The organism is Allobosea sp. TAF32 (assembly GCF_052113585.1).
Classification (GTDB): Bacteria; Pseudomonadota; Alphaproteobacteria; order Rhizobiales; family Beijerinckiaceae; genus Allobosea.
The window spans coordinates 197,912-210,849 of the sequence record NZ_JBFRDM010000002.1 but is presented as its reverse complement, the minus strand read 5'-3'; the positions used below and the strand labels follow the sequence as shown (position 1 = coordinate 210,849).

Below are 12,938 nucleotides of genomic sequence, written 5' to 3'. Positions count from 1 at the left end.
CAATCCGCGCCGCGCCTTCGGCGCGGTTCCGAGGCTGGTTGGGATTTCGAAGGAGCTGCAGGTTTGCAGCTCCTTTTTTCGTTCGGGCGCGATCCTTAGGAGACGGCGGGCAGCCTGCGACGGCCCCCGCGGAGTTTAACCCCGCCGGGCGTGGAAGGCCGTCAGCGTGTTCTTGAGCAGGCAGGCGATGGTCATCGGGCCGACGCCGCCGGGGACCGGGGTGATGGCGCCCGCGACCTTCACCGCCTCGGCGAAGTCGACGTCACCGGTGAGCTTGCCGTCCGGCAGGCGGTTGATGCCGACATCGATGACGGTCGCGCCGGGCTTGATCCAGTCACCCTTGACCATGCGCGGCCGGCCGACGGCGGCGACGACGATGTCGGCGCGGCTGATGACGCCGGGGAGGTCGCGCGTGCGCGAATGGGCGATGGTGACGGTGCAGTCCGCCTGGAGCAGCAATTGCGCGACAGGGCGGCCGACCAGCTCCGAGCGGCCGATCACCACGGCGTCGAGCCCGGACAGCGACGGCAGCGTCTGCCTCAGCAGGAGCATGCAGCCGAGCGGCGTGCAGGGCACCAGCCCGTTCTTGCCGCCGGCAAGCAGGCCGGCATTGATCGGGTGGAGACCGTCGACATCCTTGGCGGGATCGATGGCGTCGATGATGCGGCCGGTGTCGATATGCTTCGGAAGTGGCAACTGGACGAGGATGCCATCGACGCCGTCGTCGGCGTTCAGCTCGGCCAGTTTGGCGAGCAGCTCCGCTTCGGTCGTCTCAGCCGGCAGCCGGTGGGCGACCGAGTTCATACCGATCTCGACGGCCAGCTTTTCCTTCGAGGCGACATAGACCTTGCTCGCCGGGTCTTCGCCGACGAGGACGACATGCAGCCCCGGCACGAGTCCGCTGGTGGCTTTGATCGCCGCGACCTCCCGGCCGATCTCGGCCCTGAGCGCGGCGGCGGCGGCTTTGCCGTCGATGATGCGGGCTTCGCCGGTCATGATCCGACCTCATGCTTGGTGGTGACGCCGCCGTCATGCGCGATCCGGCCGGCCCGGACAAGCCCGAATGCGACGGCCGCATGGCCGCAAGCGCCATCGGCGGGGGAGGAGCGGTCGGCGCAACTTGCAGGCTTCCGGACGGCCCGGTATTTCCGAACCGAGAGTGGCTTGGCAGGAAGGGCAGGGATAACGTGACGACCGGTTTCGCCCGCTTGCCCGACGCGCCGGCCTTCCGCCTGAACGATCTGCGTGTCCCTGCCTGCCTGCTTGAGGATAGCGACATCCCGGCGGACCGCCATGGGCTGGCGCGGGTGGATCTCGCCATCGCCGATGGCCTTATCGAGGCGATCGAGCCGGTTGGCGCGGCGCCTTCCGGTATGGCCCCGCATTGCAATCTCGACGGCGGCATCGTGCTGCCCCGGCTGGTCGACTGCCATACACATATCGACAAGGGCCATATCTGGCCGCGCAGCCCCAACCCGGACGGCACCTTTCCGGGCGCGCTCGCAACCGTCGGGGCCGATCGCGAGGCGAACTGGTCCGCTGTGGATGTGCGGACGCGAATGGATTTCTCGCTGCGCACCGCCTTCGCTCATGGCACGGCCGCGCTGCGGACGCATATCGATTCCGTCGGCAGGCAGATCGGCATTTCCTGGCCTGTCTATGCCGAGATCCGGGCGGAATGGGCCGGGTGCATCGCCCTGCAGGCCTCGCCGCTGTTCGGGGCCGATGCCGCGCTCGATCCGGCACATATGGCGGCTGTGGTCGCGGCGGTGAAGGCGCATGGCGACCGCTTGCTCGGCTGCGTCACCTACATGATCCCGGAGCTCGACCGGGCGCTCGACATCCTGTTCCAGGCAGCGATTGAGAACGGCTTCGACCTCGATTTCCATGTCGACGAGACCAACGACCCGGCGGCGCGCTCGCTGGAGCACATCGCCGATGCGGCGCTGCGCCATCGCTTCACCGGCCGCATCCTCTGCGGGCATTGCTGCTCGCTCAGCCTGCAGGCGCCGGAGGACGAGGCGCGCATCATCGCCAAGCTGCGCGAGGCCGGCATCGCCGTGGTTTCGCTGCCGATGTGCAACATGTACCTGCAGGATCGGCAACCAGGCCGCACGCCGCGCTGGCGCGGCGTAACCGCCCTGCATGAGCTGAAGGCCGCGGGCGTGCCGGTCATGATCGCCTCGGACAACACGCGCGATCCGTTCTACGCCTATGGCGATCTCGACCTCGTCGATGTCCTGCGCGAGGGCACGCGCATCCTCCAGCTCGACCATTCCGGCCCGGATTGGGCCAATGCCGTGGCCCGCACGCCGGCCGAGGCGATGGGCCTGCGGAATGCCGGCATCGTCGCCGTGGGCGCGCCAGCCGACCTCATCCTGACGCGGGCGCGCGACTGGACCGAACTCTTCTCCCGGCCGCAGGCCGACCGCAGCGTGCTGGTTTCCGGCCGGGCGATCGACCGGACCTTGCCGGATTACCGCGAACTCGACCATCTGATGGCGAGCGCCACGTGACGATCTTTCCCGCCATGACCTTTCCCGTCATGGTCGGCCTTGTGCCGGCCATCCACGTCTTCCTCCGTCGCGGGCGGTGTTCAAGACGTGGATGCTCGCCACTGGGGCGAGCATGACGCCACAGGAACGCCTCGCATGACCGAACGCTACGACATCGCCACGCTGAAGACCCGCCTGGGCGCTATCCGCACCGAGGAGAACCCGGCGCTGGTGAGGCAGAAGAGCCGTGACTTCTTCTGGTATTCGCCGGTGCTGAAGCGCCAGCTCGATCATGTCGTGGCCGATATCGTCGTCTCGCCGACCAGCGAGGCGGAGGTCGTGCAGGTTCTCGCCGCCTGTTACGAACTCGGCATTCCCGTCACGCCCCGCGGCACCGGGACGGGCAATTATGGCCAGGCGATGCCGCTTTCCGGCGGCGTGCTGCTCGATCTCTCAGGCTTCAACAAGGTCAAGGAGATCGCCGCCGGCCGCTATGTCGCCGAGCCCGGCGCGATCATGGCCCGCATCGACGACGAGACGCGCGCGCATTCGCGGCAGGAACTGCGCCTGCATCCCTCGACCTACCAGACGGCCTCGATCGGCGGCTTCATCGCCGGCGGCTCCGGCGGCGTCGGCTCGATCAAATGGGGCGGCTTGCGCGACTGGGGCAACATCATCCGGCTCAAGGTCGCTACGATGGAGGCAAGCCCGCGCATCCTCGAATTTTCGGGTGAGGATCTGCACAAGGTCGCCCATGCCTATGGCACGAATGGCATCATCACCGAGGTCGAGATGCCGCTCGGGCCTGCCTACAACTGGGTCGACGTCATCGTCGGCTTCGAGAGCCTGCGCGCTGCGACCGAGTTCGCCAATGCTGTCGGCGAGCAGGACGGGCTGGCGCTCAAGAACCTCTGCGTCGTGGCTGCGCCGGCCCCTCACGACTATTTCCTGCGCCACCGCAAGTTCCTGCCGCGCGACAGCCATCTCGTCATCGTCATGGCCGCCGATTTCGCCGTGGATGCGCTCTGCGCCTATGCGCGCCGCTTCAAGGGCGCGGAGCTGCTGCTGCGGACCGACAAGCTCGCGCCGGAGGATGCCAAGGGCCTGCCGCCGGCCTATGAGCTCGGCTGGAACCATACGACGCTCCGGGCGCTACGCGTCGACCCGGCGATCACCTATCTGCAGGTGCTCTATCCCTTCCCGAACCAGGTCGAGCTGGTCGACAAGATCCATGCCCGCTTCGGCGACGAGGTGACCTGCCATCTCGAATTCGTGCGCTTCGACGGCAAGATCACCTGCTTCGGCCTGCCGCTGGTGCGCTTCACCAGCGAGGAGCGCTTGGAGGAGATCATGGCTGTTCATGAGGAGATGGGCGCGCCGATCTTCAACCCGCATCGCTACACGCTGGAAGAGGGCGGCATGAAGCAGACCGACGAGACACAGCTCGCCTTCAAGCGCGAGGCCGATCCGCAGGGCCTGCTCAACCCCGGCAAGATGATCGCGTGGGAGGATCCGAGCTACGACTACCGTTCGGGCAAGACCTTCCTGTTCCGCAGCCTCACCGAGGCCGGTGTCGGCTAAGAGATTTTTTGAAGCCTCAGCCCTCATCCTGAGGAGCAGCCGCAGGTTGCGTCTCGAAGGCCGCTTCACGGCTCCTCAGGATGAGGGCTTGAGAAATGTTCGAACAGAGGCCTCAGCCATGCGCGTGCTCGTCCTCTATGCCCATCCGGTTCCGGAGAGCTTCGGTGCCGCGGCCCATCGGACGGTGGTCGCGACGCTCAGGCAGGCAGGGCACGAGGTCGATGACTGCGACCTCTACGCGGATGGCTTCAATCCCGTGCTGAGCTGCGGCGAGCGCCGCGGCTATCACGACACAGCCAGCAACACATTGCCGGTTGCCGGCTATGTCGAGCGCGTCCGGGCGGCAGAAGCGCTGGTGCTGTGCTTCCCCGTCTGGAACTTCGGCTATCCGGCGATCCTGAAAGGCTTCCTCGACCGCGTCTTCCTGCCCGGTGTCTCGTTCAGGATGGAGGACGGCAAGGCTCAGCCCGCGCTCCATAATATCCGCCGGCTCGCGGCCGTGACGAGCTATGGCGGCTCGCGCTGGCGCGCATTTCTGATGGGCGATCCGCCCCGCAAGGCAGTTTGCCGGGCGCTCCGCGCGGTTTGCCATCCGCTGGCGCGCACGACCTACCTCGCCCATTACGAGATGAACCTCTCGACGGTGGATAGCCGCGAGGCATTCCTGCAAAAAGTCGCCACAAAGCTGGCGGTCTTTTAGCTCTGACATCGAATTGTCATCTGTCTGTCATCTTGGCGCGCGACTACGCAGCCGGCGAAGCGTCTGCTTATCCGTCCAAGGATCGGCCCGAAGGATCGACCTATGACCAAGGCAATCGAGAAAAGCGTCGGCCGTGCCCTGCTCGTGACCGCCCGGCTGCATCGGTCGCGGATGGGTGAGAGACTGAACGGGCTCGGCCTGTTTCCAGGGCAGGAGCAGGCGCTCAAGGCGCTGCAGCCGGCGCCGATGACGATGGGCGAGCTCGCCTCGCTCCTGCGCGTGAAGCCGCCTACAGTATCGAAGACGATCGGGCGCTTGTCGCTGCAGGGACTGGTGACGCGCGAAGGCGGCAATCGCGACGGTCGGCTTGTGCAGGTCGCGCTGACGGAAGCCGGGCAGAAGACCGCCGTCGAACTCGATGCCGTCTGGAACGAGGTCGAGGAGGAACTTCTCGACAAGCTCGACGGCAAGGAGCGCAAACAGCTGCGCAAGCTGCTGCGCAAGGCGGCAAAGGGCCTGTCCAAGGCCGGCGCCGATCACGACGACCCGGATAGCGATATCGACGAGGCCGATAGCGACGCCTGATTTCTGCATGGAGTGCATGCGCTCCTGCACTGGCGAAGGCTACTAAATCGGTTCAATCTGGCTTCGTCATTCCTCCAGAGCATGGCGAAACCGGACGTGCCCCTGCCAACCGAGGCCCCTTCCGAAGCCGGGCGAGCCCGGCTCGCGGCCATCGGCCTGATGGGCGTGGCCGTCCTGCTGTTTTCGATGCTCGATGCGAGCGCGAAATGGCTGGGCCAGTCGATGAACCCGTTGCAGGTTGTGTTCGCGCGCTACGCCGGCAGCATGATCCTGGTCCTTGCCCTGATCAATCCGTGGACTCACCCAGGCGTGCTCAGGACCAAGCGCCCCTGGCTGCAATGGGGTCGTTCGCTGCTGCTGCTCGGCTCGACCGCGCTGAACTTCGTCGCGCTGCGCTATCTCCAACTCGCGGAGACGATTTCGATCATGTTTGCGGCGCCGCTGCTGGTGGCGCTGGTCTCGGGACCGCTGCTCGGCGAATGGCCGGGGCCGCGCCGGCTGGCGGCGATCGCAGTGGGCTTTCTCGGCGTGCTGGTGGTGACGCGGCCGGGTATCGGCGGCATGCATCCGGCCGCGCTGCTCAGCGTGCTCGGCTGCTTCTGCTTCGCCTTCTACGCGCTGTCGACCCGCGTGCTCTCGACCCATGATTCATCGGAAACGACGATGATCTATTCAGGCGCCGCCGGAACGCTCGCCACGATCCCGCTGCTGCCCTGGATCTGGGAGACGCCGCAGGGGCTGCTGCCCTGGCTGCTGATGGTCCTGGTCGGCGTGCTCGGCGGCTTCGGCCACTGGCTGCTGATCCTGGCGCATCGGCTGGCACCGGCCACTGTGCTGGCGCCGTTCATCTACTCGCAGATCGTCTGGATGGTGCTGCTCGGCTGGCTCGTCTTCGGCCAGTGGCCGGATCGCTGGACCTTTGCCGGCGGTGGCATCGTCATCGCTTCAGGGCTCTACCTGCTTTATCGCGAGCGCGTGCGGCATGTGCCGCAGGAAGCGGCTTCGGCACGGCTGGATTGAGCCTGCGATAGGCGCGTCATGCTCGGGTCGAGCCCAAGCATGACGCTCGCGAGGGTCAGACCGTGACCTGCGTGCCGACCTCGACGACGCGGCCGGTCGGGATCTGGAAGAAGTCCGTGGCGTCGGTCGCACTCTTGGTCAGGCCGATGAAGAGGTTGTCCTGCCAGATCGGCATGCCGGATTGCGGCGAGGGCTTGATCGAGCGGCGCGACAGGAAGAACGAGGTCGACATGATGTCGAACTTGAAGCCCTGCTTGCGCAGCATGGCGAGGCCCTTGGGCACGTTCGGGCTTTCCATGTAGCCATAGACCATGTCGACCCGCCAGAAATCGTCGGTGATGCGGGCGAGGCGTACGCGCTCTTCCTCGGGTACGCGCGGGGTGTCGGCCGAGCGCACGGTCAGGACGACGTTGCGCTCGTGCAGGACCTTGTTGTGCTTGAGGTTGTGCAGAAGCGAAGCCGGCGCCGTCTCCGGGTCGCTGGTCAGGAAGACGGCCATGCCCTTCACCCGGGCCGGCGGGCTCTTCGACAGCATGGTGACCAGCTCGAGCAGCGGCACATCGGTCTTGCGGGTCTTGTCGAAGAGGATCTTGGTGCCGCGCATCCAGGTCCACATCACCAGCGTCAGCGCCATGGCCAGCAGCACCGGCACGTAGCCGCCATGGAACAGCTTCAGCATGTTGGCCGAGAAGAAGGAGACGTCGACCAGGAAGAAGGGAAGGATGAGCGCGCCGGTCGCCAGCGGGCTCCAGCCCCAGTGACGGCGGATGACGATGGCCGCGAGCATGGACGAGACCACCATCGTGCCGAAGACCGAGATGCCGTAGGCGTGCGACAGGCTGGACGAGGTCCGGAACGACCAGACCAGGATCAGCACGACGACGAGCAGCAGCAGGTTGACGCGCGGCACGTAGATCTGGCCGGAGGTCTGCTCGGAGGTGTGGCGGATCTCCATGCGCGGCAAGAGGCCGAGCTGGATCGCCTGCCGCGTCAGCGAGAAGGCGCCGGTGATGACCGACTGGCTGGCGATGATGGTCGCCACCGTCGCCATGATGACGAAGGGCAGCAGCAGGCCCTGCGGCGCGAGGCGGTAGAACGGGTTGTCGATGGCGCTCGGGTCGGAAAGGATCAGCGCGCCCTGGCCGAGATAGTTGAGCCATAGCGCCGGAAAGACGACATAGAGCCAGGCGCCGCGGATCGGGCCGCGACCGAAATGGCCCATATCGGCATAGAGCGCTTCGGCGCCCGTCACGGCTAGGCAGACCGAACCGAGCACGGCGAGCGAGACGCCGGCGTGGTCGCGGAAGAAGAGCAGGGCGTAATAGGGGTTGATCGAGCGGAAAACGCTGAGATCGTCGGCGATATGGTAGATGCCGAGCCCGGCCAGCGTCAGGAACCAGACCAGCATGATCGGGCCGAAGAAGGTCGCGACGCGATGGGTGCCGTGGCTCTGCATCACGAAAAGGCCGATCAGGATCGCCGAAGCGATCCAGAGGATGTAGTCGTCGAGCGCCGGGGTGATCAGCTTGACGCCCTCGATCGCCGAGAGCACCGAAATCGCGGGGGTGATGACGGTGTCGCCGTAGAACAGGCCGGCGCCGATCATGCCGAGCAGCAGCGCGACATGGCTGCGCGCCCGGCCGAGGCTGCGCTGGGCGAGCGCGACGAGGGTGAGGATGCCGCCTTCGCCGTTGTTGTCGGCCCGCATCAGCAGCACGACATATTTCAGCGTCACGACGACGACGAGCGACCACAGGATCAGCGAGAGGACGCCGATGACGACGGTCGGCGGAACCGTGACGTTCTCCTGACCGCCGGTCGCGGCGAGGATCGTTTCGCGAAGCGCATAGAGCGGACTCGTGCCGATATCGCCATAGACGACGCCAAGCGCACCCAAGGCCAGAGCAGCGAAGCCGGTCTTGCCATGGCCGTGGCCATTGGCTTGGCCCTGGCCATCGTCGAGTCCGAAACGGGAATCCTCCGGCCGGATGGTCGCAGGATTCGGCTTCTCATGCCCCATCAGGGATCTCCGCACGCGCTGCGGTGCAGCGAAAGGCCGGGGCCTCTAGCATAATGCGAACGGTGCGCAAAGGTCGGGATCAGCCGGCGACGCCAAGGCCGGCGCCGAAGCGCCGCTCGACATAGCCTGCGACCATGGCCTTGAACTCCTCCGCAATGCCGGCGCCCCGCAGGGTCGCGACCTTCTTGCCGTCGACGAAGACCGGGGCGGTGGGCGCCTCGCCGGTGCCGGGGAGCGAGATGCCGATATCGGCATGCTTCGATTCGCCGGGGCCGTTGACGATGCAGCCCATCACCGCGACGTTGAGGTTCTCGACGCCGGGGTAGCGCGTCTTCCATTCCGGCATGGAGCTCGAAATCCAGTTCTGGATGTCGCGGGCGAGTTCCTGGAACACTGTCGATGTCGTGCGGCCGCAGCCGGGGCAGGCGGCGACGAGCGGCACGAAGGCGCGAAAGCCCATGGTCTGGAGCAGTTCCTGCGCGGTCTTGACCTCGAGCGTGCGGCCGCCGCCCGGTTCCGGCGTCAGCGAATAGCGGATCGTGTCGCCGATGCCCTCCTGCAGGAGGATGCCGAGTGCGGCGGAGGAGGAGACGATGCCCTTCGAGCCCATGCCGGCTTCGGTCAGGCCGAGATGGATGGCGTAGTTGGCCCGGCTCGCCAGCATGCGGTAGACCGTGATCAGGTCCTGCACGCCGGAGACCTTGGCGGAAAGGATGATGAATTCGCGGGCGAGGCCGAGCTCTTCGGCACGCTCGGCCGAGAGCAGGGCGGACTGGACCATCGCTTCGCGCATGATGGCGCGGGCATCGAGCGGGCGAGGGGCGCGGGCGTTCTCGTCCATCAGCGCCGTCAGCAGCTCCTGGTCGAGCGAGCCCCAATTCGCGCCGATGCGCACGGGCTTGCGGTGCCGGATCGCCATCTCGATGATCTGGGCGAACTGCTTGTCCTTCTTGTCCTTGAAGCCGACATTGCCCGGGTTGATCCGGTACTTCGCCAGTGCTTCGGCGCAGGCAGGATGATCGGCAAGCAGCTTGTGGCCGATATAGTGGAAATCGCCGACCAGCGGCACATCGACGCCGATGCGGTCTAGCCGCTCCCGGATCTTCGGCACGGCGGCTGCGGCCTCGTCGCGGTCGACGGTAATGCGCACCAGCTCCGAACCCTGCCGTGCGAGCGCGGCGACCTGGGCCACTGTGCCGGCGATATCGGCGGTGTCGGTGTTGGTCATCGACTGCACGACGATCGGCGCGCCGCCACCGACCGTGACATGGCCGACCTGCACCGGCACGGTGAGCTGCCGGGCGAGCGGCCCGGCGCGTTCCGGCGTCAGATGGGGGAAGGCGCGCTCATTCATGCGGGCTGCTCTATCACGAAGCGGCGTTCCGGCAATGCTCGCAACGGCCGACGATCTCGACCATCTGATGAGAGGGTGAGAATTGCCGGGTTTCGGCGATCGCCGCCACTGCTTTCTTCATCGCGGGCGAGGAATCCTCATCGACGCCGCCACAGACCTCGCAGATCAGGAAGGCGACGACCTCATTCGCACCATGGCCGTGCAGGCAGGCGACATAGGCGTTCTTCGATGAGAGCCGGTGGACGAAGCCCTGCTCGACCAGGAAATCGAGCGCCCGGTAGATTGAGATCGGAGCGAGGCGTCGTCCGCCTGCCGGCGAGATACGGTCCGCGAGATCATAGGCGCCGACCGGGCGATGATCGGCATGGAGCGCTTCCAGCGCCTGCCGGCGGATCGGCGTCAGGCGCAGGCCGCGCTCACGGCAAATCCGCTCGGCACGTGCCAGCGCCTCGGCGGCGTGGCGACGGTGGTCCTCGGCATGGCGGCAGTCTTCGCCATGTGTATGGTGCACATGGTCGTCATGCATATGCGTGTTTGGCTGCATTTTCGTCATGTTGCGTTGCAAAGAGTCATCGGGCAACCTGCGGGTGCCTGTCGTTGCGGCATTGCCACGTTCAGCCCGAACCTAAGCATTTTCTCCTCGATTGTCAGGGGCCTTGACGCTCATGTTCCTCAAAGACCGTACTGCGGCCATCACCGGCTCGACCTCCGGCATTGGCCTGGCCTATGCGCGCGCACTTGCTGCCGAAGGCGCGAACCTCGTCATCAACGGCATCATGCCGCCAGCCGATGCAGAGAAGCTGAGCACCGATCTGGAAAAGGAGTTCGGCGTCAAGGTGTTGTTCTCGCCGGCCGACATGACCAAGCCCGCCGAGATCGCCGCCTTCATCGCCGAGGGCGAGAAGAACTTCGGCGCCATCGACATCCTGATCAACAATGCCGGTATCCAGTTCGTTTCGCCCATCGACGAGTTTCCGCCCGAGAAGTGGGACCAGATCATCGCGATCAACCTGTCCTCGGCCTTCCACACGATCCGCGCCGCCCTGCCGAAGATGAAGGAGAAGGGTTGGGGCCGCATCATCAACACGGCTTCCGCCCATGCGCTCGTCGCTTCGCCGTTCAAGTCGGCCTATGTCGCAGCCAAGCACGGCATCGCCGGCCTGACCAAGACCGTGGCTCTGGAGGTCGCGACCAAGGGCATCACCGTGAACGCCATCGCGCCCGGTTATGTGTGGACGCCGCTGGTGGAGAAGCAGATCCCCGACACGATGAAGGTCCGCGGGCTCACCCGTGAGCAGGTCATCAACGACGTGATGCTCGCGGGTCAGCCGACCAAGGAATTCGTCACGGTCGAGCAGGTCGCGGCGCTTGCCGTCTTCCTGTGCACCGACGGGGCGAAGTCGATCACCGGCGCGACGCTGCCGATCGACGGCGGCTGGACCGCCGAATGAGCGGGCGCCCCTCGCGCAAGGCCGAGCCGACCAAGGGACTGGCCGGGCCGAAGGCGGAAAAGACAGTCTCGCTGGCCCTGCAGGGCGGAGGCGCGCATGGCGCCTTCACCTGGGGCGTGCTCGACGTCATCCTGGAGGATGGGCGGCTCGGCATCGAGGCGCTCACCGGGACCAGCGCCGGCGCGATGAATGCCGTCGTGCTGGCCGAGGGCTGGATCGACGGCGGCGCCGATGGAGCGCGCGCCAAGCTGGAGGCGTTCTGGCGGGCGATCAGCGTCGACGGCAAATATCGCGGTTCCGAGCGCCCGCTGCTCGACACGATGCTCGGCGCCTGGGGGAGTAACGGCACGCCGCCCGGCCTGCTGTTCTTCGAGATGTTCGCGAAGGTGGCGAGCCCCTATGACGTCAACCCGCTCAACATCAACCCGCTGCGCGGCGTGATCGCCGACCTGATCGATTTCGAGAAGGTGCGCGCGCACGATGCGGTGAAGCTCTTCATCGCCGCCACCAATGTCCGCACCGGCAAGATCGCGGTGTTCGAAGGCGACCGGCTGACCCCGGACCATGTGATGGCCTCTGCCTGCCTGCCGATGGTTTTCCAGGCGGTGGAGATCGACGGCGAAGCCTATTGGGACGGTGGCTATATGGGCAATCCGGCGCTGTACCCGCTGTTCTACAAGGCTCATTGCGACGACATCCTGCTGGTGCAGATCAACCCGGTCCAGCGCAAGGAGCTGCCGACCAAGGCGCGCGAGATTCAGGACCGGATCAACGAGATCACCTTCAACGCCTCGCTGCTGCGCGAGCTGCGGGCGATCGACTTCGTCAACCGCCTCATCGACGACGGCAAGGTACCGGTCGACGAGTACAAGCGCGTGCTGATGCACCGTATCGACGGCGGCCCGCCGCTGGCGGAGCTGACCTCCTCGTCGCGGATGAATGCCGAATGGTCCTTCCTGCTCCGGCTGCGCGACATGGGCCGCGCAGCGGCCAAGCGCTGGCTGAAGCGCAACTACGCGGCGATCGGCAAAACCGGCACGATCGATCTCAAGGAGGCGATCACCTAGAGCCTATTGGTTTTGCGCGAATTCCCTTCGTTCGGTTGATGCCAGCCGAACGGGAAGCGCGCCGAGGGGGCGGCGGCCCGGCGTGTCGGCTTTCTTCACGTTCCGGCGTCTCACTTGTTCCGGGGACCGCGCTTGCGCGAGGGCGAGACGAAATGTCATTCACCGGTCCGGGATCCGTTTTCAGAAGGACAGGGATTTTCCATGAGCAGCAAGCTGATCGTCACCGCCGGCCCTTATAGCTTCGACGCAAAGCTCGAGCTCGAGGCCGCGCCGAAGACTTGCGCCGCCTTCCTGCGGCACCTGCCCTTCGTCAGCAAGATTGTGCATGTGCGCTGGAGCGGCGAGGGCGTCTGGATGCCGCTCGGCGATCTCGATTTCGGCGTCGGCTACGAGAACAATACTGCCTATCCGGCGCCCGGCCAGATCATCCTCTATCCGGGCGGCGTCAGCGAGACCGAGATCCTGCTCGCCTATGGCGGCGTGCAGTTCGCCAGCAAGGCCGGCGTCCTCTCCGGAAACCACTTCCTCACCCTGACCTCGGGACTTGAGAACCTCTACGCGCTCGGCCGCAAGACCCTCTGGGAAGGCGCGCAGGACATCCGCTTCGAGATGGCCGGCTGAACCGAAACCTGCACCTGGGCTGGGACAACAAGGGCGGGACGCAT

12 protein-coding genes are annotated in these 12,938 nt (G+C 66.1%); 8 read left to right on the top strand and 4 right to left on the bottom strand.

All coding sequences use genetic code 11. The annotated features are described in order from the left end of the window. Nucleotides 1-135: 135 nt before the first annotated feature. The gene (folD, locus tag AB4Z16_RS05585) at nucleotides 136-996 is read right to left on the bottom strand and encodes a bifunctional methylenetetrahydrofolate dehydrogenase/methenyltetrahydrofolate cyclohydrolase FolD (protein ID WP_441510352.1); all 861 of its coding nucleotides are present in this window, start codon (nucleotides 994-996) and stop codon (nucleotides 136-138) included. A gap of 191 nt (nucleotides 997-1,187) precedes the next feature. Between folD and AB4Z16_RS05580 the strand changes: the two genes are divergently transcribed. The 5 genes from AB4Z16_RS05580 to AB4Z16_RS05560 all read left to right on the top strand — a co-directional run bounded on the left by AB4Z16_RS05580 (nucleotide 1,188) and on the right by AB4Z16_RS05560 (nucleotide 6,381). Then, on the top strand, nucleotides 1,188-2,516 hold the full coding sequence (locus AB4Z16_RS05580; RefSeq protein ID WP_441510351.1) for a cytosine deaminase: 1,329 nt from the start codon (nucleotides 1,188-1,190) through the stop codon (nucleotides 2,514-2,516). A gap of 135 nt (nucleotides 2,517-2,651) precedes the next feature. After that, complete coding sequence (locus tag AB4Z16_RS05575; RefSeq protein ID WP_441510350.1) at nucleotides 2,652-4,076, top strand: FAD-binding oxidoreductase; 1,425 nt, start codon at nucleotides 2,652-2,654, stop codon at nucleotides 4,074-4,076. 118 nt (nucleotides 4,077-4,194) lie between these two features. Further along, nucleotides 4,195-4,776 (top strand): NAD(P)H-dependent oxidoreductase, encoded by a 582-nt coding sequence (locus AB4Z16_RS05570; RefSeq protein ID WP_441510349.1) that lies wholly within the window; start codon nucleotides 4,195-4,197, stop codon nucleotides 4,774-4,776. A 102-nt stretch (nucleotides 4,777-4,878) separates the two neighbouring features. Then, nucleotides 4,879-5,361, top strand: a complete 483-nt coding sequence (locus AB4Z16_RS05565; protein ID WP_441510348.1) for a MarR family winged helix-turn-helix transcriptional regulator — start codon at nucleotides 4,879-4,881, stop codon at nucleotides 5,359-5,361. Between the two features lie 96 nt (nucleotides 5,362-5,457). After that, nucleotides 5,458-6,381, top strand: coding sequence for a DMT family transporter (locus tag AB4Z16_RS05560; protein WP_441510347.1), 924 nt, complete (start codon nucleotides 5,458-5,460; stop codon nucleotides 6,379-6,381). A 55-nt stretch (nucleotides 6,382-6,436) separates the two neighbouring features. On the opposite strand, the gene AB4Z16_RS05555 is transcribed toward AB4Z16_RS05560, so the two are convergent. The 3 genes from AB4Z16_RS05555 to AB4Z16_RS05545 form a co-directional block, all read right to left on the bottom strand. Next, nucleotides 6,437-8,401 carry a potassium transporter Kup gene (locus AB4Z16_RS05555; RefSeq protein ID WP_441510346.1) on the bottom strand — a complete coding sequence of 655 codons (1,965 nt, stop codon included), beginning with the start codon at nucleotides 8,399-8,401 and terminating at the stop codon, nucleotides 6,437-6,439. A 79-nt stretch (nucleotides 8,402-8,480) separates the two neighbouring features. Then, nucleotides 8,481-9,755 carry a flavodoxin-dependent (E)-4-hydroxy-3-methylbut-2-enyl-diphosphate synthase gene (ispG, locus tag AB4Z16_RS05550; protein ID WP_441510345.1) on the bottom strand — a complete coding sequence of 425 codons (1,275 nt, stop codon included), beginning with the start codon at nucleotides 9,753-9,755 and terminating at the stop codon, nucleotides 8,481-8,483. Between the two features lie 13 nt (nucleotides 9,756-9,768). Next, nucleotides 9,769-10,308, bottom strand: coding sequence for a Fur family transcriptional regulator (locus AB4Z16_RS05545; protein ID WP_441510344.1), 540 nt, complete (start codon nucleotides 10,306-10,308; stop codon nucleotides 9,769-9,771). 112 nt (nucleotides 10,309-10,420) lie between these two features. Between AB4Z16_RS05545 and AB4Z16_RS05540 the strand changes: the two genes are divergently transcribed. From AB4Z16_RS05540 to AB4Z16_RS05530, 3 genes are all read left to right on the top strand, one after another. Continuing rightward, nucleotides 10,421-11,206, top strand: a complete 786-nt coding sequence (locus AB4Z16_RS05540) for a 3-hydroxybutyrate dehydrogenase (RefSeq protein ID WP_441510343.1) — start codon at nucleotides 10,421-10,423, stop codon at nucleotides 11,204-11,206. Then, on the top strand, nucleotides 11,203-12,273 hold the full coding sequence (locus tag AB4Z16_RS05535; protein WP_441510342.1) for a patatin-like phospholipase family protein: 1,071 nt from the start codon (nucleotides 11,203-11,205) through the stop codon (nucleotides 12,271-12,273). The genes AB4Z16_RS05540 and AB4Z16_RS05535 overlap by 4 nt, the downstream gene beginning before the upstream one ends. A 201-nt stretch (nucleotides 12,274-12,474) precedes the next feature. Beyond that, the gene (locus AB4Z16_RS05530; protein ID WP_441510341.1) at nucleotides 12,475-12,894 is read left to right on the top strand and encodes a DUF3830 family protein; all 420 of its coding nucleotides are present in this window, start codon (nucleotides 12,475-12,477) and stop codon (nucleotides 12,892-12,894) included. Nucleotides 12,895-12,938: the final 44 nt, after the last annotated feature.

Excerpts from the sequence above, each read along its gene's own strand:
- folD (WP_441510352.1), bottom strand. The coding sequence starts at position 996 with ATGACCGGCGAAGCCCGCATCATCGACGGCAAAGCCGCCGCCGCCGCG.
- AB4Z16_RS05575 (WP_441510350.1), top strand. The coding sequence starts at position 2,652 with ATGACCGAACGCTACGACATCGCCACGCTGAAGACCCGCCTGGGCGCT.
- AB4Z16_RS05570 (WP_441510349.1), top strand. The coding sequence starts at position 4,195 with ATGCGCGTGCTCGTCCTCTATGCCCATCCGGTTCCGGAGAGCTTCGGT.
- AB4Z16_RS05565 (WP_441510348.1), top strand. The coding sequence starts at position 4,879 with ATGACCAAGGCAATCGAGAAAAGCGTCGGCCGTGCCCTGCTCGTGACC.
- AB4Z16_RS05555 (WP_441510346.1), bottom strand. The coding sequence starts at position 8,401 with ATGGGGCATGAGAAGCCGAATCCTGCGACCATCCGGCCGGAGGATTCC.
- ispG (WP_441510345.1), bottom strand. The coding sequence starts at position 9,755 with ATGAATGAGCGCGCCTTCCCCCATCTGACGCCGGAACGCGCCGGGCCG.
- AB4Z16_RS05545 (WP_441510344.1), bottom strand. The coding sequence starts at position 10,308 with ATGACGAAAATGCAGCCAAACACGCATATGCATGACGACCATGTGCAC.
- AB4Z16_RS05540 (WP_441510343.1), top strand. The coding sequence starts at position 10,421 with ATGTTCCTCAAAGACCGTACTGCGGCCATCACCGGCTCGACCTCCGGC.
- AB4Z16_RS05535 (WP_441510342.1), top strand. The coding sequence starts at position 11,203 with ATGAGCGGGCGCCCCTCGCGCAAGGCCGAGCCGACCAAGGGACTGGCC.
- AB4Z16_RS05530 (WP_441510341.1), top strand. The coding sequence starts at position 12,475 with ATGAGCAGCAAGCTGATCGTCACCGCCGGCCCTTATAGCTTCGACGCA.